The sequence below is a fragment of the Paenibacillus oryzae genome (genome assembly GCF_001675045.1).
Taxonomy (GTDB): domain Bacteria; phylum Bacillota; class Bacilli; order Paenibacillales; family Paenibacillaceae; genus Pristimantibacillus; species Pristimantibacillus oryzae.
In genome coordinates, this window is record NZ_LYPA01000065.1 from 114,250 (window position 1) to 139,366 (window position 25,117).

The 25,117-nt window shown below is 50.6% G+C and carries 16 protein-coding genes; 12 read left to right on the plus strand and 4 right to left on the minus strand.

Features of this window, described 5'->3' with window-relative positions:
* Positions 1–28 precede the first annotated feature (28 nt).
* Positions 29–709 carry a TetR/AcrR family transcriptional regulator gene (locus A7K91_RS16540; protein WP_068684701.1) on the minus strand — a complete coding sequence of 227 codons (681 nt, stop codon included), beginning with the start codon at positions 707–709 and terminating at the stop codon, positions 29–31.
* Between the two features lie 216 nt (positions 710–925).
* Positions 926–3,625, minus strand: a complete 2,700-nt coding sequence (locus A7K91_RS16545; RefSeq protein ID WP_068684703.1) for an SLC13 family permease — start codon at positions 3,623–3,625, stop codon at positions 926–928.
* A 196-nt stretch (positions 3,626–3,821) separates the two neighbouring features.
* Between A7K91_RS16545 and A7K91_RS16550 the strand changes: the two genes are divergently transcribed.
* Positions 3,822–6,197 (plus strand): GH36-type glycosyl hydrolase domain-containing protein, encoded by a 2,376-nt coding sequence (locus A7K91_RS16550; protein ID WP_068684705.1) that lies wholly within the window; start codon positions 3,822–3,824, stop codon positions 6,195–6,197.
* A gap of 257 nt (positions 6,198–6,454) precedes the next feature.
* Positions 6,455–7,318: a PucR family transcriptional regulator gene (locus A7K91_RS16555; RefSeq protein WP_068684707.1), complete on the plus strand. Its 864-nt coding sequence runs from the start codon at positions 6,455–6,457 to the stop codon at positions 7,316–7,318.
* A 91-nt stretch (positions 7,319–7,409) separates the two neighbouring features.
* Here the strand turns inward: A7K91_RS16555 and A7K91_RS16560 are convergent, their stop codons facing one another.
* Entirely contained in the window at positions 7,410–8,990 is a 1,581-nt protein-coding gene (locus A7K91_RS16560) for a histidine kinase N-terminal 7TM domain-containing diguanylate cyclase (protein ID WP_068684709.1), read from the minus strand.
* Between the two features lie 192 nt (positions 8,991–9,182).
* On the opposite strand from A7K91_RS16560, the gene A7K91_RS16565 reads away from it, so the two are divergent.
* On the plus strand, positions 9,183–11,300 hold the full coding sequence (locus A7K91_RS16565; protein WP_068684711.1) for a methyl-accepting chemotaxis protein: 2,118 nt from the start codon (positions 9,183–9,185) through the stop codon (positions 11,298–11,300).
* 196 nt (positions 11,301–11,496) lie between these two features.
* Positions 11,497–13,377, plus strand: coding sequence for a molecular chaperone HtpG (gene htpG, locus A7K91_RS16570; RefSeq protein WP_068684713.1), 1,881 nt, complete (start codon positions 11,497–11,499; stop codon positions 13,375–13,377).
* A 188-nt stretch (positions 13,378–13,565) separates the two neighbouring features.
* Here htpG and A7K91_RS16575 read toward each other — a convergent pair whose 3' ends face one another.
* The gene (locus tag A7K91_RS16575) at positions 13,566–13,907 is read right to left on the minus strand and encodes a hypothetical protein (protein WP_156739604.1); all 342 of its coding nucleotides are present in this window, start codon (positions 13,905–13,907) and stop codon (positions 13,566–13,568) included.
* 164 nt (positions 13,908–14,071) lie between these two features.
* Here A7K91_RS16575 and A7K91_RS16580 point away from each other — a divergent pair, with 164 nt between their 5' ends.
* The 8 genes from A7K91_RS16580 (at position 14,072) to A7K91_RS16615 (ending at position 25,116) form a co-directional block, all read left to right on the plus strand.
* The gene (locus A7K91_RS16580) at positions 14,072–15,049 is read left to right on the plus strand and encodes a glycoside hydrolase family 43 protein (protein ID WP_068684717.1); all 978 of its coding nucleotides are present in this window, start codon (positions 14,072–14,074) and stop codon (positions 15,047–15,049) included.
* Between the two features lie 140 nt (positions 15,050–15,189).
* Entirely contained in the window at positions 15,190–16,140 is a 951-nt protein-coding gene (locus tag A7K91_RS16585) for an ArsR/SmtB family transcription factor (RefSeq protein ID WP_068685190.1), read from the plus strand.
* Positions 16,141–16,690: 550 nt separating this feature from the next.
* A complete protein-coding gene (locus A7K91_RS16590; protein ID WP_068684719.1) occupies positions 16,691–18,085 on the plus strand; it encodes an ABC transporter substrate-binding protein in 1,395 nt (464 codons plus the stop codon).
* A gap of 94 nt (positions 18,086–18,179) precedes the next feature.
* A complete protein-coding gene (locus A7K91_RS16595; protein ID WP_068684721.1) occupies positions 18,180–21,164 on the plus strand; it encodes an extracellular solute-binding protein in 2,985 nt (994 codons plus the stop codon).
* Positions 21,161–22,126: a carbohydrate ABC transporter permease gene (locus A7K91_RS16600; protein WP_068684723.1), complete on the plus strand. Its 966-nt coding sequence runs from the start codon at positions 21,161–21,163 to the stop codon at positions 22,124–22,126. Before A7K91_RS16595 ends, A7K91_RS16600 begins: the two co-directional genes overlap by 4 nt.
* Before the next feature lie 3 nt (positions 22,127–22,129).
* Positions 22,130–22,996: a carbohydrate ABC transporter permease gene (locus tag A7K91_RS16605; RefSeq protein ID WP_068684725.1), complete on the plus strand. Its 867-nt coding sequence runs from the start codon at positions 22,130–22,132 to the stop codon at positions 22,994–22,996.
* Between the two features lie 12 nt (positions 22,997–23,008).
* On the plus strand, positions 23,009–24,505 hold the full coding sequence (locus A7K91_RS16610; RefSeq protein WP_068684727.1) for an SMP-30/gluconolactonase/LRE family protein: 1,497 nt from the start codon (positions 23,009–23,011) through the stop codon (positions 24,503–24,505).
* Entirely contained in the window at positions 24,502–25,116 is a 615-nt protein-coding gene (locus A7K91_RS16615) for a Yip1 family protein (protein ID WP_068684729.1), read from the plus strand. The genes A7K91_RS16610 and A7K91_RS16615 overlap by 4 nt, the downstream gene beginning before the upstream one ends.
* Position 25,117 lies beyond the last annotated feature (1 nt).

Consider the following 25,117-nt stretch of genomic DNA (forward strand, 5'->3'; position numbering starts at 1 on the left):
GTCATTTTGAATTGTTTATGTTTCAATTTCACAGATTTATTTGCTGATTAGTGTTCCGGTAGCTGTCGGCCTGCGCATGCCGCTCTGTAATGCTTTGGATCAGAAGATCGCTAACAATGTCCGCTCCCAGTCCCTTCATCATGTGCTGTACAAAATGAAGACGGCTGACCGTTTCCTCTCGATTTCGCTCAAAAAGCAACGGGTTGATCCAGATGTTGGTCAACAGAAGAAAAACCTCGGCGCATTCCAGAGGCTGCTCAACCTGGAGCGAGCCGTCCTGTTTTCCTTGCAGCATCAGCTCGGCAATAATTATGGCGTCCCTCTGCACTCCTTTTTTTAACCCCTCCAGCACAAACTGCGGGTTTTTGATTTGTGCGCTTAAAATATGGTCCATAGATTGCTGCTGCAAGCCGGAATCGAGAATCATCTGCTCCAGAATCCGAATCAGCTTCTCCCGGGCGTTAGGGGCTTCCGTCTCTGCAATGAGTCTGGCAAGCAACTGCTCCGCACGGCCCAGCTCCTTGTCCATGACAGCCTTCAGGATATCCTCCTTTGACCGGAAGTGATGGTAAACAGCCCCCTTGGACATGCCCAATGCATCTATAATGTCTTGAATGCTTGTTTTCTCATAGCCTTTTTCCGTAAAAATCAAGGTTGAAACCTTCAGGATTTGCTCCAGCGTTTGCTCGGGATATTTATTTCGGGCCATAATATCTCCATCCTTTTTTAAATATATACCGACGGTTGGTATGTAAATTATAAAATAGCTTTAGCTATGATGTCAATCTTTACCGGATGGCAGGCAGTGCGCCATAAAGCGACAAAGAGGCTGTCCTAAACTTGTAATGAAGCATTGGCCGGAAAGCTCAAGACGCCTGTCAGGCCCTCAGATGGAGAAGGCAGACAGGCGCCGCTGAACGATTGGTTATGAGATGAGTCCTAGCCATTTCCAATAAGGCACGCAGGCGGCGGTCAATAGAAGAACAACAACTCCGTAGCCTAGCGCGGTCAGCTGACCCTGCCGGTGAGTAAAGGATTTGCCTTCGGCGCTGTAATAAGCGGTCAAATAAGTAGGCGATTGGTACGCGAAAAAAAACGGGTCAGTTGACAGCAGAATAACAAAAACAGTCACCCAGGGGTGAATTCCTGCGTTGGCTGCCAGATGAACGGTGGACACAACAAGCAAAATCAAGGCGGCGTCATCTCGAACAACCAGCGTCACCACAAATGAAAGCAACACGATAGCGAGCAGAAACAGGACGGGGGAAGCGGTAAAAATAGCGAGCCGATCACCCAGCAGCGCGGTCAAGCCATCCACTGCTCCAACCTGCTGGGCAACCTCGCCAAAGCTGAAGGCAATGCCGATAAAAAGCAGAAACGGCCAGTCGATGCCGGACTTGAGCGTTTGCTCATCCAGAACGCCGGTGACCGCAAGCATGACAAAACCAAGCAGCATGATCCAAACGTAGTCTATGCCATGAAGCGGCTCCAGCATCATGAGGAGGATGGAGCCTGCCGCTGCGGCTGCCGTTATTTTTTCAACTCTGGTAAAGCCGCCAAGCAGCTTCAGCTGTTCCTGGAGCACTTCCGCGGAAATCGGCTTGCCTGCTTCCTTGCGCCTGAACATCCAGCCCAAATAGATGGTCATGCCGATACTGAACAAAACAAATGCTGGCAGCGCGTATAGAAACCATTGGAACCAGGAGATGGCTGACGAGCTCCCCGTCAGGCCAAGCGCGAGGACATTGCTGTAGGAGCCGGTCAGCACAAACGGCGCCGTAAAGCCGTAGAACACCATGGCTGTCAAGGAAAGTCCCGCCATGGCCCGTGACCGGTCGGCGTATCCCATCGCCTCCGACAAGGTGCGGGCAACGGGAACGCCAAGCCCCACCTTCGCGGAAGAGGAAGGCAGCAGCGGATTAAGCAATATGCCGCTTGCGATCAATCCCCAGAATTGTCCCCGATAGCTGGAGGGGAACAGCTTGAGCGCCAGCAAGGAGAAACGGTACAGCAAACCCGATTTGGCAATGGCAGCACCAAGCGCCAGCACAAACAGCATGTAGAGCCAGCTAGGCGACGCAAAACCCGACAGAGCTTCCGCCGGCTCCGCTATCCCGGCTGCCACCCACAGCAGAGCCATCAGCAATGCGACTACATAGTCGGGTATAATCCGTATGATCCACAGCAGAACGGCCGCGATGCCTATGCCCGCAAAATCCATGCCTTGACGGGTAAAGCCTGCAATCGGAGGCGCAAAATGAAAATAAAGCAAGCTTAACAAAGCCAGCAAGACAGCAACGATAAGCTGAATGGTCCGTCCGCCAGGCAACGCGCCGGCATTAAACGCCAGCCGTCGTGTAACCCCGCTTCGCCATCTGCTTCCTGCGGCTGTAAGGCTTCCTGCTGGCCAGGTATCCTCAGAGTCGGGCGGCGACTCCGCCAAGGCGGCGTATTCCAGCGCCTTCTGATGCCTTCCGGCGCGCCGGCACCATTCTGCCGCCCATTCATACATGGCGATAGTTTGTTCTTTGGTAAAGCTTCCCGGATATTGCTCCAGAATAGCTTGCAGCCGGATAAAGCCTTCCTCTCTTTGCCGGGACAAGCAGCTATCCAGATAGGCGAGCAGCAGCTCCGGCCATTGGCGCAAAAACTTATCCGGACAGGCCTCCAGCAGCTCCGCAAACGGTGGAAGCGAGGAAACGGGAGTCGTTGAGTTGTTTGTTCGCTGCTTTTTTCCCTTTTTGCTGGTATTTTGGGGAGCTTCTTCTGAATGGCTGGAGCTGGAGCGGCGATTCAGAGCAAAGCAGCGGTGGAGGTCGGCCAGCAGCATTTCCCATCCGCTCCCGTCCCCGCCTGCCAGCATCGCCGCCGCCGCGCTCCAATCCCCAAGCTCCCTGTAATAGCGGCTTGCCTCCTCAAGCCAGGCCGCTTTTGCGGCTGGGCCATATTTATCCGCAAAGGCTTTTTCCAGCTCCTGTCTGGCTCCAGCTAATACACTGAAGCGAAACGGGTATTTTTCGTCCCGTTTTATGTAGTTGAAGACAGTAGCATGAGCGGAAACCGCGGTGTCCAGTCCTTGCGTGTTCAACCTGCGCTCCAGCAGGGCGTAATCGGCAAACGGGAGGACGGCGGCGGCGGTCAATGCCTCCGCCACCATTTGCGGCCACGCTGCTTTCGCCTGGCGAAGCCGTGCCGCCTCGGACTCCAGAGATTGAGCGAGCCGGGAATTGGTGGCGGTCAGCCTGCCGGACAACAAGGCGATAAAGTAGGCGGACATGGAGGGATGTTGTCCTATCAGCTGCTGAAAGGTTTCGCCGTTTATTTCATAAAGCTCTGTTGCTTCCGTGGAGCGCGCGGTGGCGCTGCGGGGTTCGCCCGTCAGCAATGCCATCTCCCCGAATACGGCTCCGGCGCCAAGCGAGGTCAATGCCCGCTGTGTTCCATCGGGATTTTGTATAAAAAGGCCGATTTCGCCGCTCAATACGATGTACATCTTGTCGCCCGGCTCCCCGAAGCGAAACAACACCTCATCCTGCGGAACAGATTTTCGTTCCAGCTTGCCAAGCACTTTGGCGAGGTCTACGCTCGACAGTCCTCGAAAAAGAGCGATGTCCCCTATCTTCATAATGCCCTCCCGATTTAAAATAATTTGAACTCACATTTTATGACATTACTCTCCAGTATAAGGGCAATCTCTATGAAACAAAATAACCCGTTTTACATATATATTCCGCTCAAAACGTAACTTTTTCGCGCTACAATCTCTTGCCAATACCGGGTTATACTAGAAGTAATTTGAGCGAGGAAAGAGAGGAATAACGATGATTAGACCAAGCGAGGATAATCAGTATTACGAGCTGCACAGTCCAACCGCAATGCCCAAAGCATCGGGGTTTCTTTGGAATGAAAACATGATGATTCATATGAATTGCAGAGGTTATGCCGTTTCCCAGTTCATGCAGCCGGAGCCCTCCAAATATAGTCATGCGCCCAATCTGGAAGCCAAAACCTTTATGCAGCCGGAGCAGCCTTATTACGCTCATCATCCCGGCCGCTTCGTTTATATCAAGGATGAGGAAAGCGGAGGGCTATTTTCCGCACCGTACGAGCCGGTCCGGGTTTTGCCGGAGCGTTATACGTTTTTTGCAGGCAAACACGATATTAAATGGCTGGTTCAACACGACGGCATCGCCGTTGAAATGAAGCTTGGCTTGTCCAAAAACGATCCCTTCGAGCTATGGACGGTCAAGGTGGCCAATCAGGGACGAGCAAAGCGGAAAATAAGCGTTTATCCGTATTATACGGTGGGATATATGTCTTGGATGAATCAGTCCGGACAATATCATGAGGAGCTGCAAAGCATTGTCTGCTCCTCCATAACGCCTTATCAGAAGTATAAGGAATATGACAAAATCAAGCATTTGAACGATAAAACCTTCCTGCTTGCAGATAAGGCCCCGACCGCCTGGGAGGTTAACCAGGAGGTGTTCGAGGGAGAAGGGGGGATCGGCAACCCCTCCGCACTGGAAGGAGATACGCTGAGCGGCAGCGATGCCCGCTACGAGATGCCTGTATGCGTTATGCAATATAAGCTTGAGCTTGAGCCGGGAGATGAAACCGAGCTTCGTTTTATTTTTGGAGCCGCGCGAACAGAGGAGGACATCGCCGCTATTCGCCGCAAATACTTCCAGCCGGGAACCGGGGGAAGCGACGGATTTGCTGAAGCGGAGGCGGAATATGCCGCTTATGTGAGGGAAGGCGAGGGCTGTCTGGAAATCGATACGCCGGACAAGGCATTGGATAATTTTGCGAATCATTGGCTGCCAAGGCAGATGTATTATCACGGCAGGACCAACCGGCTGACGACAGATCCTCAGACGCGCAATTATTTGCAGGATAACATGGGGATGAGCTATATGGCGCCCGAGCTTGCCAGAGAGGCGTTCCTGACGGCGCTGAGCCAGCAGAATGCCAGCGGAGCTATGCCGGACGGCATTATTTTGCACAAGGACGCGGAGCTTAAATATATTAATCAGGTCCCTCATACCGATCATTGCGTATGGCTGCCGGTTTGTCTAGTTACCTATCTGGACGAAACGGACGACTATTCCCTATTGGAGGAGAAGGTGGCCTTTGCCGACAGCCCGGAGCTGGCCACTGTCAGCCGTCATATTGATCTGGCCATGGAGTGGCTGCTGAAAACGAGGGACGAGCGCGGCTTGAACTATATCGAGCAAGGCGACTGGTGCGATCCCATGAACATGGTTGGATATAAAGGAAAAGGCGTTTCGGGCTGGCTGACTATGGCGTCCGGCTACGCGTTTCGCGTTTGGGGAGATATTTGCCAGAACTGCGGCCGGATGGAGGAAGCTGCGCTTTATCGTCAAAGGGCGGAGGAAACCAATGAGATTGTCAACCGCTATTTGTGGGACGGCAACTGGTATGCGCGCGGCATAACGGACGACAATGTGCCTTTTGGCATTAGCTCCGATAAGGAAGGCAAGGTGTTTATTAACCCGCAGGGGTGGTCGCTTATGTGCGGAGCGGCGGATGAGCAGAAAAAGGCAAAGCTTATGCAGGCGGTAACGGAGCATCTGGAGTCGCCATACGGGGTTGAAAAGCTGGGCCCCCCTTATACGGCGATGCGCGAGGACGTTGGCAGGGTGACGCAGAAGCATCCCGGAACGGCGGAAAACGGCGCGGTCTATAATCATGCCGCCGCTTTCTATATTTATGCCTTGTATTTGGCGGATGAGAAGGATCATGCTTTTGATCTCTTGAGAAGAATGATTCCCGGACCGGATCAGGAGGATCTGGAGAGAAGGGGACAGCTTCCGGTATTTATTCCCAATTATTACCGTGGGGCTTACCGTCAAATTCCGAGGACGGCGGGCCGCTCCAGCCACTTATTTAACACCGGAACGGTGCCTTGGGTGTACCGGATTTTGGTGGACGGCCTGTTCGGCCTAAAGGGAGAACGCAACGGTTTGCGCGTTGCGCCGCGGCTGCCTTCGGATTGGAGCGGGGTTTCCGTTAAACGAAGCTTCAGGGGAGCGGAGCTAAATGTATCCATCAAGCGGTACAAAGGTATTGCAGCGCAAGAGGTTTACGTGGACGGTGAGCTGGCGGAAGACGGCTTGCTCGCCCATCTGGAAACCGGGAAGCATTATGAGGTGCTGGTAAAAATCCCAGGATGAAAACCAGAGTTAAAACGGTTGCAGCAAGAATATAAGTTGGGAAAACGAAGAAGCGCCCTTGGACAAGCGGGTTGAGCTATTGAATTCGCCGCCGAAGGGCTTTTCCTGTTTCTGCCGCCGTTTTATCGTCTCTGCTCGGCACTCCGCGTTTGTGATAAGCATCCAAATATTTACCTTTACACTAACTCTAATTGATGTTAGATTTTATAACATGAGATAAAAGGGGTCTCCTTTAGTTAACGGAGGTGAATCGGCAGATGGATATGGAAAGGCAATTTCGCTATAAGAATGATTATTTTTCGGAATTGATCGAAGGGTATGCCGGAACGGAGGAGGAGGCGCTGCGGCGCGGTGCGCAATATGGGCTGGCTTCAGACAAACATGCTTTGCTGATTGCAGCAAGGCAGGATGCGAGGCCGTCCTCCGGGAAATCCTTGGCGACCGAAGGGCTGACGGATTATCAGGCCGGAATCGAACGAGACCGCCATTACGGGCTGCTGGAGCAGGCATTTGCACGCACGGGATATGTTTGCGTTATGTTTGTTAAGCATGGAGGCTTTGGCATTCTTCTGTATTGTGAAGAATCTGCCCTTAATGAAGGCGCCCTGCTCGCGCAGTTGAAGGATATTTCCGAAATGCTTTACCGGGAGCAGCGACTGAGCTATTCCTTCGGAGTAGGAAACCCCTTTACAGGCGCGCTGAATGTGGGGGCCTCCTATCGGGAGGCGTTACACGCCTTGCAGGATGGCGATAGAATGGGGAAAAAGCGCTTTGCGCTGCTATACCGGAGCATGGATGTGGGCAGGCTGTTTCGTTTGCTGCCTCCCGAAGAAGCAGAGCGTTATTATCGCGAGTCGCTTAAGGAGTTGCTTGGTTCGGGCGAACAGGAGCATGGCGAAATGCTGCGTACGCTGAAGGCCTATTATGAAAATCACTGCAACTTGATTGAGACGGCCAAAGCCCTTCACGTACATCGCAATACGGTTGTATACCGGGTGGAGAAAGCGGAGAAGCTGCTGGGCCGCAAGCTGAAGGATGCGCGCACCGCCTTTGGCTTCCGCGTAGCCTTTGCTATGGAGGAGATGCTGGGCAGCGAGAACCTTGCCATTAGAAATGAGTAACAAAGCCGTCTGTATTCAGACCCCGGGAGGTTACGGGAATTGTTTGCAGCCAGGCTCTCAGGCTCGGGCAAACGATGCTTTCGCCGCTTGTTCAAGCTCCAATCAGAGGGTTGTCCGACGTCTTATACAGCGTAACCAGATTGCGGCCGCTATGCTTGGAGGTGTAAAGCGCAGAGTCGGCATGGCGAAGCAATTCCTCAAGCGTCGGCCATGAAATGCCGTTTTTTGCTACCCCAACCCCAAAGCTTGCTGTAATATGCAAGTCGCCGTTATATCCTCGATAAGGCGTGTTAAAGATCGCCTGCCGCAGCGTTTCAGCCAGCCTGACGGCCTCCTCCCCATCGGATACAGGGGCCGCCACAACAAATTCCTCTCCTCCATACCGGGCGAACAACGCGCCTTCCGGCATCCTGTCCCTGCATATGTTGACGGTGTGAATCAGTACGGTATCGCCAACCTCATGACCATATTCATCGTTAAAATGTTTAAAATGATCAATGTCAAACAAAATGACCGCAACAGCTGCCCCTTCATCAGCCGTTTTTTCCAGCAGCATTTTTCCCCGCTGAATAAACTGAGTCCGGTTAAATACTCCCGTCATTCCATCGTAATACGCCATTTGCTTTAATTGAGCCTGCAGTCTGCTCTGCTCCGTTATATCGATCAAAATTAGCAAATATCCGATTTGTTCGTTGTATCTGTCATTAACCGTTGAAATCCTGACCTGGTAAGTGGCGGGTTCATTTTTGAGCTGGACCCGAATTTCCTGCTGGCCCGGGTTATCGCCGGAGGTATCGGGGAATGGAGCCCCGGTAAGATCAGGCCAGGCTTCGTCAAGCCGTCTGCCAAGCGGCAAATGCCGCAGGCCCGGAAGCATGCGGCGCGCCGAGGCGTTGTAGTCAATAAAGCGGCGCTTCACGTCTAATACAATTGCCCCTTCATGCATGCTTTCAAAAAGAGCTTCCTTGGCGATGGGCACAATCATGAGCATACGGGTCGACATAAACGCCCACAAATACATGGCGGAGGTTAGAAAAAGCACAAACGGGACGGGATCAATGCCCCAGGGAGTAAGGCCTAGCAAATAAATGAACGCGGAAACCATCGGCAGAAATTGCCCGCAAATCAGAGTTAACAGCGGCCGCTTGTATGCTTTTTTTGTTGTGCTCCACTTGCGGAGCAGCACTACGGCACCTGCCAGCAGGCACCCGAAGGTAAATGAGCCGTGCACAATATACCAATAGCCAACCTCGATATCGGCGGTAGCCGAAGATACGTCGGGGCGCAAATAAATGGATTTATAGAATAAATGATGTAAATCATTGGTAGATACTAAGAGGAGGGTAATGACCGGGATGACGTACAACGCCTGCATGGCGCGGCGGGATAGCTTTTTGCCAGTATAGTCAAGACATAGCTTAAGCCCTATAACCGGCGCAAACGCAATACCGATATATTCGATAACCGTCCAGAACTTGATTTCGGCAAGCGAGCCGCTGGACAGCTCAAAGGCGTTTGCAAATATATAGATGCTTTGAAGCAAGGTTAATACAATAAGGGATTGAAACCCTCTTATTTCTTTCCTTTTCAGAAAGGAATAAATACATAAAAAGACCGTTAATACGCCTGATGTCGATACCAGAGTAATATACATGGTCAAATGGGAAGCCATGACGATCCGCCCTTATAATAAAGTATGGGAATATTACTATCGTATCACAGCCTGGGCGGCAGGCAAAAGTCCCATTGCATTGCCGCGTTGCAGCAATATCGTTTTTTAGATGAATAAACAAAAAAAATCTATCGATTTTAACGATTAATATCGTTATTATTATAGCAATACGTATAAAAGGTGGGGTTAACATTGAATAATTTTCTTATCAGGCCATTCACAGCGATTATGTCCCGTCTGAAATACGCGCAAAAGTTTATTTTGCTCAGTCTGTTGCTAGTGGTGCCCTTGGCGGCTCTTTTAAACATCTGGCTGATGGAGCTTCAGAAAAATATTGATTTTGCAGAGAAAGAGGAAGCTGGCGTTACATATATTGAAGCTCTTTTTCCCGTTGTTCTGCAGGTTCAGAAGCATCGCGGTTTGGCAAACGGTTTTTTGAATGGCGGTTCTGAGGCTGGAGCCGACCTTGAGGCGGTAGGAAAGCAGCTGGATGATCTGCTGGCCAAAATTTCGGTTGAGGAAGCCGGCGCCAAATCGAAATTGGATAGCGAAGCAAGCTGGATCCAGATTGTGGAGGAATGGCAATCATTAAGATCCGGCGTGAAGGGGTTGACGCCTGATGAAAGCTTTCGCATCCATTCCGAGCTGATCCAGAAAGTGCTTGATCATATTTTACATGCCGCAGATCAATCAGGACTTACTTTGGACCCGGAAATCGACTCCTATTATGTAATGGACTTGATGGTAAACCGTTTACCGGCCTTGATTGAGCTCTCTGGACAGGTTCGCGGGTTAGGCAACGGTATTTTAACAAGCAAAAGTCTGTCAGAGGATGATAAAATCAATTTGGAAATATTAAATAAGCAAATGAACTCTACTCTTCTAAGCATGCAAAAAAGTCTTACAAAAATTGAAGATACTAACGCCACATCCTCCGCGAATATCGCGGAAGCGGGAACAACCGCCATTCAGGAGGTTCAGCAGTTCACCAGCTTGCTGGAGGAAAAGCTATTAAAGGATTCCGGCTTGTCCATGAACCCGGCGGAGTTTTTTGCAAAAGGAACACAAACCATTGATGCCTCTGCCGAGTTGTTTAATAGTACGGCTCTTGAGATGGAACGGCTGCTGGCGGAGCGTCTTGGAGAGTATAGCAGTAACCGATTGGTCATGCTGGCTATTGTTTCAGCGGCTGTGTTGCTCGTAGCCTTGTTTTATCTTGGATTTTACGGCAATGTCCGAACAACCATCCAATTGCTGCGCGACGGCGCAAATCAAATGGCGAAAGGTGATTTATCCCGGCGTTTTGAGTTAAATACAAAGGATGAGCTCCGGTATGTCGGGGAGTCCTTTAATGACATGGCGGATGCTTTGAACAAGCTGCTGTTGCGGAACCAGGAAATAGCGGAGCAGGTTGCGGCAACGTCGGAGGAGCTGTCTGCGCTTTCGGTGGAATGCAGTTCAGTGACGGGGCAAATTGCCGGAGCTGTGGGGGCGATATCCGACGGAGCCGACGCACAGCAGAAAATATCGGAAGAAAACGCGCTTGCGATGAGCGAGGTGGCTGCGGCTATTAACCGTATAGCGGAAACAGCCTCTGATGTATCGGAATCGGCGACTGACATTACGGAAGGCGCGCGCCTTGGCCAGATGAAGCTGGAGGATACCTTCCAGCAAATGAGCAGCATTCAGACGGCGGTCCGTCATTCCAGCGATCTTGCCCTTCAGCTTAATCAGCGTTCGGAAGAGATTAATTCCATTGTTTCACTCATTATGGAGATTTCCTCGCAAACTCAATTGCTTGCGCTGAATGCCAACATCGAAGCCGCCCGTGCGGGTGAACACGGCAGAGGTTTTGCAGTGGTGGCGAGCGAGGTGAAAAAGCTGGCGGAGCAGGCTTCGCAATCGGCGCAGTCCATTACCACGCTAATCGGAGATGTTCGGGTTCTGCTTGGACAGGTAACACTTTCCATGAAGGAATCTACTGCAGTGACCGAGCAAGGAATGGCAGCCAATCATGAAGCGGTTGACGCGATCGGAAAAATACTGCATTCCATTGGGCAAGTCGCCCAGCATATTCAGGAAGTGTCTGCCGCTACGGAGGAAGTATCGGCAAGCTCGCAGCAAGTAACGGCCTCTATTGGCGAGATGGCAGGCGTCGCACGAGGCACGGCGGAGGAGACGCGTAATGTAGCGGCCGCAACCCAGCAGCAATTGTCCTCGATGGAAGAGGTGCAGGCTTCCTCTGAGGTTCTTAGCGCCAGCGCCACTCAACTGCAGGATGAGCTTAATAAGTTTGTGTTAAAAAAATAATATCCGATATGGACTGATGCCGCCATAAACGATGTCCGTTTTTCATGGAACACTTTTTCATAGAACACTTGATGGAGCCGTACTGCGGTTGACATTAAAATTGGTAATATGGTATATAAAAGGTAGGATTAGCACTCAGGAGGACTGAGTGCTAACGAATTGTTCTATGAGGCATTGAAAGGAAGGGGAACAACAAATGGCAAAAAAGCAGTTTAAGGCGGAATCCAAGCGTTTGCTGGAGATGATGATCAACTCCATTTACACTCAAAAGGAAATTTTTCTGAGGGAGCTTGTATCCAACGCCAGCGATGCGATCGACAAAATTTATTACAAAGCGCTGACGGACGACAGCCTTGTGTTTAATAAAGAGGACTTTTACATCAAGCTTTCTGTCGATAAGGCCAACCGTACGCTTACGCTTACCGATACAGGCATAGGCATGACGCAGGAAGAGCTGGAAAATAACCTGGGCATCATTGCAAAAAGCGGCTCGCTGGCGTTCAAGCAAGAAAATGAAGCCAAGGAGGGCCATAACATCATCGGCCAGTTTGGCGTGGGCTTTTATTCCGCATTCATGGTGGCGGACGAGGTTAAGGTTACGACAAAAGCGCTTGGCAGCGACCAGGCTTACGTCTGGGTATCCAAAGGCGCGGACGGCTATACCATCACTCCGGGCGAAAAGGAGTCCGTTGGTACGGAAATTGTATTGAAGATCAAGGAAAACACCGAAGACGAGCAATATGATGAATATCTTGAGCAATACCGTCTGCGGGCTATTGTCAAAAAATATTCCGATTTTATTCGTTACCCGATCAAAATGGACATGACCAGCCAACGACCGGTTGAGGGCAGCGAGGAAGAGCTGGAGGAAGTGGTTGAGGAGCAAACCATCAACAGCATGATTCCAATCTGGCGCCGCAACAAAAGCGAGCTGACGGACGAGGATTATGCAGCCTTCTACGCAGAGAAGCGTTACGGCTTCGACCAGCCGCTGAAGCATCTTCATATCAGCGCGGATGGCGCTGTTGTGTATAATGCCATCCTGTACATCCCGGAAAATACGCCATTTGATTATTACACGAAGGAATATGCCAAAGGTCTGGAGCTATATTCCAACGGCGTTTTGATCATGGATAAATGCTCCGATTTGGTGCCGGATTATTTCAGCTTTGTCAAAGGCATGGTGGATTCCGAGGATTTGTCTCTGAACATTTCCCGGGAATTGCTGCAGCATGACCGCCAGCTTAAGCTGATCGCCAAAAATATTAAAAATAAAATCAAAGGGCTGCTGCAAAGCATGCTCAAGGACGAGCGCGAGAAGTATGAAACCTTCTATAAAGCGTTTGGCCGTCAATTGAAATTTGGCGTATACAATGACTATGGCATGAACAAAGCCGATCTTCAGGACCTTCTGCTGTTCCATTCCTCCAAGGAGGACAAGCTGGCAAGCCTGGATGAATACGTGTCCCGCATGCCGGAGGATCAGAAGTATATTTATTATGCAGCTGGTGATTCCGTGGCGCGTATCCAGAAGCTGCCGCAAATCGAGCTGGTTCAGGACAAGGGCTACGAAATTTTGTACCTGACGGATGATATTGATGAATTTGCGGTCAAAATGATCCAGAGCTACAAGGAAAAAGAGTTCAGAAACGTATCCAGCGGCGATTTAGGCTTTGAGCCTGACGAAAAGGACAAGCCGACAGAAGAAGAAGAAAACAGCAACAAGGCGTTGTTCGAGGCTATGGAAGAGCTGCTTGCCGGCAAGGTTAAATCGGTTAAAGCGTCCAAACGTCTCAGAAGCCACCCGGTATGCCTCTCCGCCGAAGGCGACCTGTCGATTGAGATGGAAAAAATCCTTCAGGCGATGCCTGACAGCGGCGGCGTTAAAGCGGATAAGGTGCTTGAAATCAACGTCAACCATGAGGTGTTCAAGTCTCTGAAAGCCGCTCATGGCTCCGATAACGAAAAGTTTGGCCTGTATACGGCCCTTCTGTACAACCAGGCGTTGCTCATTGAAGGCCTTCCAATTCAGGACCCTGTGGAATTTACTAACGATATTTGCAAGGTGATGGTGTAGGGGAAGGCCCTGACCTGCGCTTGAACGGTCCAGCCTTCATCTCTGGCTGTGGAAAACTCAATAGGGAGCTGTGAAAGCAGGGAGCAGGATACGAATCAGGAGCTCAATTCACAGCTATTACAGTAAAAGCTGGCGCCGATTTCAATTGGCGCCAGCTTTTTTGCCATGCTATCACATCTGCCAAGCTGTTATTTCTGCGGAGCCGTTCGGAACCTCCACAATCGGTAAAGCCCAACAACTAAAATGGAAAAAGCAATAATCTCTATCATTTTGGGAATAAATGAGAACCATGCAACTGCTTCTCCTAAAGACATCCCGAAGGGAAGGCTCCTGCTGTCCATATAGGAGTTAATGAATTGAGCGAAGGTTGGTGAGAAGAAACTATTGAAACTATATGGAATGATAAGAAGAAGGAAAAAGTAAAAGCCTGCTTTAAACTGATATTTCCGGCATACTAGCATGCCTGTCAACAATAAGCCGATAAACAGCACCAGAACCAGAATGCCTGTTATTTGTGTAATAATGGCCACTTTAAACCACCCCTTTACAAAGTATACCACATCCTTCCATACCGTTTCGGATTTTTGCTCCTGCCAGTGTCAATCAAATTCAGTTGCGGGATAAGCTAACGTGGTTTAAAATAGTTGTTGTATTAATGATTAATAATATTATTAACAATATGGAGGGATTTTAAATGACTGTAAAGGATAGTTCACGGCAGGTCCAATACCGCAATCCGCTTGTTTTGCAAAGAGCGGACCCTTGGGTTTACAAGCACAGCGACGGCTATTATTACTTTACGGGTTCCGTTCCGGAATACGATTTGATCGAATTGCGCCGTTCTCGCACGCTTGACGGTTTGGCGGAGGCCAAAACATCGGTATGCTGGAGAAAACATGAGACGGGCAAGATGAGCGCGAACATCTGGGCTCCTGAAATCCACTTTATCGGGGGGAAATGGTATATCTACTTTGCAGCGGCATGGACAAGCGAAACAAGGGATGGTTTGTTCGACCATCGTATGTATGTGCTGGAAAACGAATCGCCAAACCCGATGGAAGGGGAATGGATCGAGAAGGGACAAATTGTTACGGCATGGGAAAGCTTTGCGCTGGATGCAACAAGCTTTGTTCAACACGATGTTCAATATCTTGTTTGGGCTCAGAAGGACCCTGCCATCGAGGGCAATTCAAATTTGTACATTGCGCCGATGAGCAATCCATGGACGCTTGGCGGTCCGCAGGTTATGCTGAGCAAGCCGGAATATGAGTGGGAAAAAATCGGCTTTTTGGTTAATGAGGGCGCGGCAGTTATCAAACACGGAGGAAAAATATTCATCAGCTACTCCGCAAGCGCGACCGACCATAACTACTGCTTAGGGCTGTTATGGGCGGACGGAAGCGCCGATCTTCTGAACCCGTTGTCCTGGAGCAAATCCCCTGTTCCCGTTTTTGTAACCGACGAGGAGCACGGCCAATACGGTCCCGGTCATAATTCCTTTACTGTCGCGGAGGATGGAAAAACCGATATTATGGTTTATCACGCCAGAAGCTACAAGGAAATTGTTGGCGATCCGCTGTATGATCCCAACCGGCATGCCAGAGCAAAGGCCATAACATGGGATAAGCAAGGAATGCCTGTGTTCGGCCGGCCGCTGCCTGATACCCATTAAATAGGGTCCAGACGCAGGTTTCTTTTCCTCATCGTTTCAGCGGTCCATTTAAAAATGGCTTTGTTTACGCCGGTTGTGCATGGATTAACATTCGGGTATATTTATTTACATAACTATTACCTATGAGGGACGGGATAATGATGAAAATTGATATTTCCCAACATTCGCTCCCGGTTTATGAGGCGTTATCGAGCAGCGTCCGGATTGAAATGATTCGGCTGCTTGCGCAAAAATCGATGAATGTAAAAGAGCTTGCGGAGGCGCTAGGCCTGAGCAGCGCCATTATGACTATGCATGTCAAAAAGCTGGAGCGGGCGAGCATTATTAAAACCTCTATGCAGCCAGGCAAAGGCGGGGCAAAAAAAATGTGCACGCTGGTGACGGAATCAATTGAAATCGTGTTTCCGTCCAAAATTACGTCGGTCATGCGAGAGTGCCACGTAACGGAGGTTTCGGTAGGACATTATACTGATTTTGAGGTGAATCCCACTTGCGGCCTTGCCACGACAGTCAAGGTGATCGGAATGTTTGACGAGCCGCGCGCGTTTCTGGAGCCGGAACGGGTCAACGCCAAGGTGCTGTGGTTTGGCCAAGGCTTTGTCGAATATCGGCTGGCTAATTATTTGATGAAAAACGAAGAGCCGGTAGAGCTTGAGATATCCATGGAAATTTCGTCAGAAGCTCCGTTTGCCAACGAAAACTGGCCGTCCGACATCGATTTTACGCTTAACGGCGTCCATCTTGGCCAGTGGACCAGCCCGGGAGATTTCGGAGGAAGCAAGCGCGGGCGCTACACACCGGACTGGTGGTGGGACGAAATCAATCAATACGGCATACTCAAAATGCTCAAAATAACGAAGGAAGGCACCTTCATCGACGGCAATAAAATATCGGATGTCAGACTTGACGACATTCATGTCGATTTAAAGCAATGGACTTTTCGTATAGCGGTCCATGAAGATGCCGAAAATGTTGGCGGCGTAACTCTCTTTGGCACCGGCTTCGGAAATTACAATCAGGACCTCGTATTCAAGCTGTATTATGAGAGGAAAGCCGTTGTCCCTGAAGAATCCGATTCCACCGTTTCATAAATCTCTGGAACCTTCAAAACCGCCCTGCAGAGCGGGTTTTGAAGGTTTTTTGCTATATAGAAACAATAAAACTTCAGCAGTATGAGCCGACGTGTGGCCTTTTGCTTGTTTATAGTGTTCAACATAGTCCTGTTAAAAGTTTTTTATCGTTAATGAATTGATTAATAAGGTCATATAGATTTAATGATGGTTAGCGGCTTCCTTACGAGCTTTTCCTACAAGCAGAGGGGCGTTATTGCTGGTTTTTTCCTTCTTCCATGCATGTTTTGTTTAATCTTTACAAAAAAGTTATTGACGTAACTGAAAAATGAAAATAATATATTAATATCAAGACGAATGATAAGCAAAATAATTAATGATGTTCATCCTAGAGGCTTTGCGCATCAAGTGAGAAGTTTCTTTTTTAAGCCGCATATGAAAGCGATTTCAAATTAGCGGAAGATAAGCTGATAAGATAATCGCATGGAATTTACGGAGGGGGGCGGTAAATCCGTTTGGCGTTTGCTTTAGTGATGATTCCAGATGAAAACGAAACAGGGAGGTTGCATAGATGAAAACAATGCACAAAAAAGCATGGCTGATGATAATGGTGTTTGTTCTGCTATTAACGGCTTGCTCCAACGGCGGGACAAATCCAACAAATACAGAAAGCCCGTCTAATACAGGGACTAACGCCGAGGGACAATCCGGAAATGACGAAAACGGCAAAGAAGCGGAGCCGGAGCAGAATTTTGGCAAGGATGTAAAGGGCGAAATTACGATTTGGGCGTTTAATGAAAATGTTTTTGAAGAAGTGGCGGAGGCGTTTATGGCGGAATATCCCTCCATCAAGGTAAATACGGTGTTTGTTCCGTTTGACGAGCTGCATGACAAGCTGCAGACCACGCTGGCAAGCGGATCGGGAGCGCCGGATATAGCCGAAGTGGAGCAAGGCCAGTTTACCCGTTATGGTACAGGAGGCGTACTGGAGAATTTGTTGGCTGAGCCCTACAACGCAGGCAAATTCAAGGATTTGGTGCCGGAATACAATTGGGAGCGCTGGATGTCTCCCGACGGCAAGCAGCTTCTTGGCATGCCTTGGGATTCCACTCCCGGCGTTTATTATTACAGAGCGGATATTTTTGAGGAGCTGGGTCTTCCAAGCGATCCCGAGGAGCTGGGAGAATACATCACGGACGGTGAAAATTATCTGAATCTCGTTCAAATATTGTCCGCCAACGGCAAATATGCCTTTGAATGGCGGGATGGCCCCGTACATTGGGCCGGCGATGAAATCGGTTATTTTGACAGCGAGTTAAACTGGATTCGCGATAATGACAGACTGATTCAAATTTTGGATTATACGAAACGCGGCAATCAGCTAAACTGGGCGCCTCATATGGCGCATGGTTCGGATGAAGGAAAACAGCTGGTGCTGTCCGGACAGCTAGTCGGCATAGCGCTTGGCTCGTGGGGCGCGCGCGGTCTGGCGCTCGACTTCCCTGAGCTTGCAGGAAAATGGAGGGTGACGAATCTTCCGTTCGGCATTAATTTCCCGATTGGCGGATCAAGCTTTGTTATTCCGTCGCAAAGTCAGAACAAGGAAGCGGCATGGGTATACATGCAGTGGGTTATGCGCTCTGAGGCGGCCTGGAAAATTTGGACCAAGCACTCCATTCAGCCTGGCTACTCCGACATCGCCCAGCTTCCATGGTACGCCGAGCAAGCCAATGAATATTTGGGCGGCCAGCTGGACTACAAGCTGTATGAGCAGCTTGCCCAGCTCATTCCGACCAAACGCCTGAACCCGCTAGATGGCCAGGGCTGGGGGCTGTGGGTGCCGCGTATTCTGGATGCGCTGGACAAAAACGTCGATTCCCGCACAACGCTGCAGCTGGCGAAGGAGGATGCGGAAAGCATGCTGAAGGATGAGATCGAAAAGCTGAGAACCCAGCTTCAACAATAGCGGAACCCGCTTGCTCCAATCCGAATCAGGTCTCCCCGGCTTGATTCGGATTGCTTGTTCGCAGGCCGAAATCACTGGATAGGGGGACATCTTTTTGCTTCGTTTTTTGAAAACATACAAAATGACGCTTTTGTTTCTCATCGCGACGACTGTCTTTATTGTAGTCTGGAACGCCAATCGGGGATTTAATGACGAGGCCATGGCGTCTGTTCCGCGCCATGACGGGCTGGATGAAAGCTCTATTTTGCAAGGAGAGGACACAAGCAGCCTGCTTGAGCCGTCCTATTACAAATACATCGGGCTTCACAAGGAAAGCGGGGCAAGCGATAGCCAGGGCTTCCAAATTGTTATTCCTTCGCTGGATTATAGCGGCTTAAGTCCTGAGGGCACAGCCGAGAAGACGGGACTGGATGGCATGGCTGCTCCTGTTGTTGCGCTTCTGGAGGAGGACAGCTGGGCCGATTATGAGGTTTCCGTGCCGGAGGATGGCTTTTACCAGATGGGCATGAGTTATTATGCGCTGCCGGGCAAACGTTCTGACGTTGTCCGAAGTGTCATGATAGATGGGAAATATCCGTTTTTCCAAGCCAAAAAGCTGGATTTTAGCCGGATGTGGCGCGAAGCCGGCGAGCCGTGGCATGACAATCAGAACAATCAATACAATCCCAAACGGGAGGAAGTATCGGGCTGGCAATACCGCGACTTTACGGATGCGGAAGCAAAGGTGGAGGAGCCGTTCCGCTTTTATTTGACAAAAGGAACGCATGTTGTACGCATACATACGGTCAGGGAGCCGGCCGCTATCGGAGAATTGCGGGTGTTTTCTCCCAAAGTGATCCCGGATTATGACGAAATCAGCGTGATGTACGACGAAAAAGGCTATAAAAAGACGGAAGGACACCTGATCAAGGTACAGGCGGAAACGTCGACCTTGCGCTCCGACCCAACGCTAAAAAGAATTGAAGACCGCGAACCGGATACAGAGCCCTTTAATAAGGATGCGGTTGTGCTCAACAGCTTTGGCGGACTGAGCTGGCGCGAGGGAGGCCAATGGGCCGAATGGGAGTTCGAGGTTCCGGAAAGCGGTTTGTACCATATAGGAGCCAGATACGGCCAATGGTTTTTGAACGGCATTCCTGTACAGCGGAAGATGACGATTAATGGAGAGCTGCCCTTCAAGGAAATGAATGCGGTGTCATTTCCCTATAAGGCGGAATGGCAAATCAGCACCTTCAGTCCCGGGGACGACAGCTATCTGTTTTATCTGGAAAAGGGCAAAAACATCATTCGGATGGAGGTCCAGATCGGCGGCTTGGGCGAAATACTGGAAAACGTGACGGATACGATTCAGAAGATGTCGCTGCTGACACGCGAGGTTATCCGCGTTACCGGCACAAACCCCGATCCCAACGCAGACTGGAAGCTGGATCGCAATATTCCCGATTTGGAGCCAAGACTGCAAAATATGGCCTGGAGTCTGGAGGACGGCATCCAGAGCCTGTACGATTTCGGGGTCAAAAGAGGAAGCTCGGAGGTCAGCACGCTTTATGAGGCGCGGGACGTGCTGCTTAGCATGGCGGACCAGCCTTCGACCATACCGGCGCGTCTGACTCAGTTTACAGAGCTGCAATCGTCGCTGGGCTTATGGGTGAACGGTCTTAGCAGGCATAGCCTGGTGCTGGATTATTTGATCGTCAAATCGCCTGAGCAGGAATGGCCGCGTCCCGCCGCTCCATGGTACGTTCGGGCGGGAACAAGCGTAGGCGATTTGTTTCGTTCCTTTACGAAGGAATATGGCGGCGTAGGCACGGTATATGCCGAGGATGAAGAGGTACTGGATGTCTGGATTGCGCGCGGTCGCGATTGGGTCGAAATCATCAAGCAAATGATTGATGAGGACTTTACGCCGGAGACGGGCATCAAGGTGAATGTAAACGTCATTCCCGCACAGCAAATGCAATTGCTGATGCTGGCCAATACGTCGGGGATGGCGCCGGATGTTGCGCTTGGCGTGGAGGGCGAGGTTCCGATAGATTTTGCCGTTCGGAACGCGCTGGTTAATCTGAATGAATTCGAGGATTATGAAGCCGTAGCGGACCGTTTCCGGCCCGGCGCGCTGATTCCTTACAAATATGACGGCGGCGACTATGCCTTGCCGGAAAATCAAAATTTCTACATGCTGTTTTACCGCAAGGACATTATGAGCGAGCTGGGTATTTCGGAGGCGGATATTCCGCAAACATGGCAGGAGGTTATGGATTTGATTCCGCTGCTTCAGCAAAACGGAATGGATTTCTTTTATCCCCATGCCCCTAATATGCCGCAGCTGGCGATTAATGAGTTTGCCCCGTTTCTGTTTCAGAATGGCGGCGACTTTTATACGGAAAACGGGGCCCGCTCCGCGCTGGATTCGCCGGAGGCGATGCAGGCCATGCGGATGTGGACCGGCTTGTTCACCAATTACCGGATCGCCAAGCAAGCGGATTTCTACAACCGCTTCCGCTCCGGAGAGATGCCGATTGGGGTGGCCGATTACTCCACTTATATTTTGCTGTCCACCGCGGCGCCCGAGCTGACGGGCTGGTGGAGCATGAAGCCAATGCCGGGAATAAAGCAGGAAAACGGGCAAATTAACCGTTCGACGGGCGGTCTGGCCCAAACCGGAATTATTTTCAAGTCCTCCAAGAGTCAGGAGGAGGCATGGGAATTTCTGAAATGGTGGACGGGCGCAGATGCTCAAGAAAGGTTTGGCTCCGAGCTTGAGGCGCTGCTTGGCGTAGAGGCGCGCTGGAATACGGCGAATGTCGAGGCGCTGCAAAGATTGCCGTGGCAGCAATCCGATATCGAAGCCATATTGGAGCAGTGGGAATGGTTCCGCGAGCGCGAGGTTGTGCTGGGCGGCTATTTCACCACCCGCCACGTAGCGAATATGTGGAATGAAATCGTATTGAACGGCCGCATTCACCGCGAGGCGGTTGAGGCGGGCGTGAAGGAAATCAACAAGGAGCTGCGCAAGAAACGGGAGGAGTTTGGCTTAGACCGGCAATCGGGACAGGGAGAGGAGAGAGAGCAGCCATGAGCGCCAAACCGATAGAGGCGGGAACCGGGGGAGGAACGGGAACGCTGCCCGTTTCCTCCCGCTCACGCCTGGCCCAGCTATGGTCCGAAATGAAGCGGCACAAGGTTTCGTATCTGTTTCTAGCGCCGTTTCTGCTGTTGTTTTTCATTTTTATCATCGTTCCGATTTTGACATCCATTACGTTGAGTTTTTCCTACTATAACATTTTGGAAGCGCCGCGTTTTATCGGCTTTTCCAACTACAAGCTGTTGTTTGTGGATGACGATATCTTTATGCAGGCCGTCGGCATTACGCTGAAATTTGCGTTTATAACGGGACCGGTCGGGTATGTGATGGCCTTTTTGCTGGCCTGGCTCATTAGCCAGATTCCGATAAAATACCGCTTTTTTTATACGTTATGCTTTTATACGCCGTCCATTACAAGCGCTACCGCAATGTCGGTCGTGTGGCTGTATATGTTCGCAGGCGACCGGAAGGGAATGCTGAATCATTGGCTGATCCGCATTGGCTTGCTGGATGAACCGTTTCTTTATTTGCAGGACATCCGCACCATTGTGCCGGTCATTATTATTGTTTCTCTCTGGATGAGCATGGGCGTTGGGTTTTTGGCCTTTTTGGCGGGCTTGCAAAATGTGCCCAAGGATTTGTACGAGGCGGGGGAAATCGACGGTATCCGAAACCGCTGGCAGCAGCTGTTTTATATTACAGTGCCTTCGGTAAAGCCTCAGCTTCTGTTCGGCGCTATTATGCAGGTTGTGTCGTCGCTGCAAGTATTCGATGTCAGCGTGCAGCTAGTCGGGCTGCCCAGTCCGCTGTATGCAGGGCATACCATATTGACGCATTTGTTTGATTATGCATTTATCCGGTTTGAAATGGGGTACGCTTCTGCCATTGCAGTGGTATTGTTCCTTCTCATGATGGGACTTAATCGCCTGATATTCAACCTGCTGGGGAGGGATTGACCGATGACCCGCTTATTTGCAGTACGAAAAAAAATCGACTGGGGCGGCATGTCGCTGTACGCTTTCCTGACCGTTTTTGGCCTGCTGATGCTTATGCCGCTCGTTTATATGGCATCAACGGCCCTAAAACCGATTAGTGAGCTGTTTCTGTTCCCGCCGCGATTTTTTGTGCAAAATCCAACCTTGCTCAACTTTCGCGATTTGCTGCTTATAACCGGCACGTCCAATGTTCCTTTTCTTAGGTTCATTCTGAACAGTGTCATCGTTACCGGCGGCATCGTTATTGGCGGGGTGTTCATATCGGCGATGGCCGCCTATCCGCTGGCAAAGCATAATATGCCGTTCAAAAAAATTATTTTTGACATGATTGTAGCCGCGCTGATGTTTTCGCCCATGGTGCTGCAAATTCCGCAATATTTGCTCATGAGCAAAAGCGGATTGATGAATACGTATTGGGCGATGATTCTGCCTTACCTTGCGGCTCCGGTCGGCATGTTTCTGATGACACAGTTTCTGCGGCAAATTCCGGACGCGCTGCTGGAGGCGGCCCGGATTGACGGAGCGTCGGAGTGGAAGGTGTTTTGGGTCATCATCTTGCCGATGCTGAAGCCCGCCATTGCTACCTTTGCTCTGTTCAGCTTCATTACGGCATGGAATGATCCCTATCCGTCTATGGTTTATACAACAAGCGAAAATATGAAGTCGCTGCCGCTTGCCATACAGACCATTCAAGGGGGAGCGGGCGTTATTGCCCGGGTGGGCACCTTTGCCGCCGCCAGCTTCCTGATGATTATTCCAACGCTGCTTGTTTTTATCACATCTCAGCGAATGGTGCTGCAGACGATGGCGCATTCGGGACTGAAAGAATAGGGGGAGCGCAGAATGACGATATCCGGGAAAGCCCGTTTCACTATAGCGGCAGTGCTTGCGCTGTCTTTGCTTGTACCGGCAAGCGTATCCGCATCGGCCCCGTACGACAGCTACACCTACAACTCATCGCAGCGGGACGTGCGCTCCATTGCAGGTTATATGTATGACGGCTCTATCGACGGCATCAATTGGCCAAGCGGGCCCCTGAACCGCCCGGAGTCGATGTTTATTTCGGAGGAGGGCAATCTTTATATTGCCGATTCCGGCAACAACCGGATCGTGGAGCTGGACGCCGGCCATCAATACCTGCGAACCTACGGCGATACGGAGGGAGAAGGCGCCCTCAGCGAGCCGAAGGGCGTTTATGTGAAGGAAGACGGCACCGTTTATGTGGCCGATACGAAAAATTCCAGAATTGCCGTCTTCGATAAGGACGGCCGATTTATTCGGGACTATCCCAAGCCGGAAAGCCCGCTTATCGGAGCGACCTTTTCCTATTCGCCGTCCAAAATCGTGCTGGATAAACGCGACTATATGTTTGTGGTCAGCGACGGCAATACGCAAGGACTGCTGCAAATTGACCCGAAGGGTGAATTTAGAGGGTTCTATGGAGCCAACCATGTCGGATTCAGCTGGAGCAGGCTTTTTGTCAAGCTGATCGCCACGGAGGAGCAGCGCCGCAAGCTCGCGGCAATCGTGCCGGCGGAATTTTCGGATCTGGATATGGATGAAGAAGGCTTTATGTATACAACAACGATTGGCGAAGAGGCCAATCAGCTTAAACGGTTGTCTCCGGTTGGCGTGGACACGCTGAACTTTGGCGTTTCGCGGCAATACGGCGACTACTTCAGCGTCGGGCCGTTTACAATGGCTTCTTTTATCGGGGTGACGGTTGATGACGACGGGATTATTACGGCGCTTGATCTTCAGACCAGCAAGCTGTTTCAGTACGACAAGCTGGGCAACTTCCTGTTTTCGTTCGGTGGCGTCGGCGAGCAAAACGGCTTATTCGCAACCCCTTCCGGCGTAAGCCAAAATAAAGACGGCACTATCTATGTGGTGGATCGGGGGCGCAACCGGATTGACTGGTTCCGCACAACGCCGTTTGCTGATCTGGTGCACCAGGCATCGGTTTTGTATGTGGATGGCCGCTATAGCGAGGCGGAGTCGCTGTGGCAGGAGGTGCTGAAGCAAAACGCCAACTTCGAGATGGCTTACCAGGCGATCGGCAAATCTATGTACAAGGCGGAGAGATATAAGGAAGCGATGGATTATTTCAAGCTGGCCCGGGCGAGACATGACTATTCCTTGGCCTTTAAGGAATACCGCAAGGAATATGTCCGGGAAAACTTTACGATGCTTGCGGCTGGCGCCATGCTGCTGTTTGCCGCTCTGCGGTGGGGCGTTCCCGGTGCTATTCGCTTCGCGAGGCGCAAAAAAACGGCGAATGCCGCACGGACTGCTCCTGTCGCGCTATCCCCACATGCAAAGGAAGGTGAGTCGATATGAGCGCCGTGGCGATGATGCGCCGTATTTTGTTTAAGCCAATCGACTTTTTTGAAGATATTCAGCAGCCGGGCGTTATACGGATACGGCAGGCGCTGCTGCTTGTGGTTAGCGCATATGCCGTGCGAATGATCTCTCTGTATGCTGCGGGTTTTGCGTATCAAGACCGCGAGCCTTACCAAATATCGGCGCTCCAGGAATTAATATGGCTGATAGCGCCATGGGCGACCTGGTGTGTTGCGCATTGGGCGGTAAGCGCTATTTTGGATGGCGAAGGAAAGTTTAAGGAAATTGTGTACGGCAGCGCGTTTGTACTGGCTCCGTTTATCGTGTTTATGATTCCCGTCACGCTGCTCACGCGCGTACTGTCGCTCGACGAATCCGGCACGGTCAATGTTTTAATGTACGCGATTAATGGCTGGATGGTCTGGCTGCTGCTGCTGATGGTCAAAATCCTGCATAATTTTGATTTGAAAAAAACATTGTTTATTACCGTGCTTAGCATCATTGGCATGTTAATTGTCTGGTTTGTCGGCATTTTGCTGTTTGGGTTGTCCAATCAGTTTATGAGCTTTGTTTACGATATGGTCAAGGAAATAAGACTGCGTGCTTAGG

Excerpts from the sequence above, each read along its gene's own strand:
- A7K91_RS16540 (WP_068684701.1), bottom strand. The coding sequence starts at position 709 with ATGGCCCGAAATAAATATCCCGAGCAAACGCTGGAGCAAATCCTGAAG.
- A7K91_RS16545 (WP_068684703.1), bottom strand. The coding sequence starts at position 3,625 with ATGAAGATAGGGGACATCGCTCTTTTTCGAGGACTGTCGAGCGTAGAC.
- A7K91_RS16550 (WP_068684705.1), top strand. The coding sequence starts at position 3,822 with ATGATTAGACCAAGCGAGGATAATCAGTATTACGAGCTGCACAGTCCA.
- A7K91_RS16555 (WP_068684707.1), top strand. The coding sequence starts at position 6,455 with ATGGATATGGAAAGGCAATTTCGCTATAAGAATGATTATTTTTCGGAA.
- A7K91_RS16560 (WP_068684709.1), bottom strand. The coding sequence starts at position 8,990 with ATGGCTTCCCATTTGACCATGTATATTACTCTGGTATCGACATCAGGC.
- htpG (WP_068684713.1), top strand. The coding sequence starts at position 11,497 with ATGGCAAAAAAGCAGTTTAAGGCGGAATCCAAGCGTTTGCTGGAGATG.
- A7K91_RS16580 (WP_068684717.1), top strand. The coding sequence starts at position 14,072 with ATGACTGTAAAGGATAGTTCACGGCAGGTCCAATACCGCAATCCGCTT.
- A7K91_RS16585 (WP_068685190.1), top strand. The coding sequence starts at position 15,190 with ATGAAAATTGATATTTCCCAACATTCGCTCCCGGTTTATGAGGCGTTA.
- A7K91_RS16590 (WP_068684719.1), top strand. The coding sequence starts at position 16,691 with ATGAAAACAATGCACAAAAAAGCATGGCTGATGATAATGGTGTTTGTT.
- A7K91_RS16600 (WP_068684723.1), top strand. The coding sequence starts at position 21,161 with ATGAGCGCCAAACCGATAGAGGCGGGAACCGGGGGAGGAACGGGAACG.
- A7K91_RS16605 (WP_068684725.1), top strand. The coding sequence starts at position 22,130 with ATGACCCGCTTATTTGCAGTACGAAAAAAAATCGACTGGGGCGGCATG.
- A7K91_RS16610 (WP_068684727.1), top strand. The coding sequence starts at position 23,009 with ATGACGATATCCGGGAAAGCCCGTTTCACTATAGCGGCAGTGCTTGCG.
- A7K91_RS16615 (WP_068684729.1), top strand. The coding sequence starts at position 24,502 with ATGAGCGCCGTGGCGATGATGCGCCGTATTTTGTTTAAGCCAATCGAC.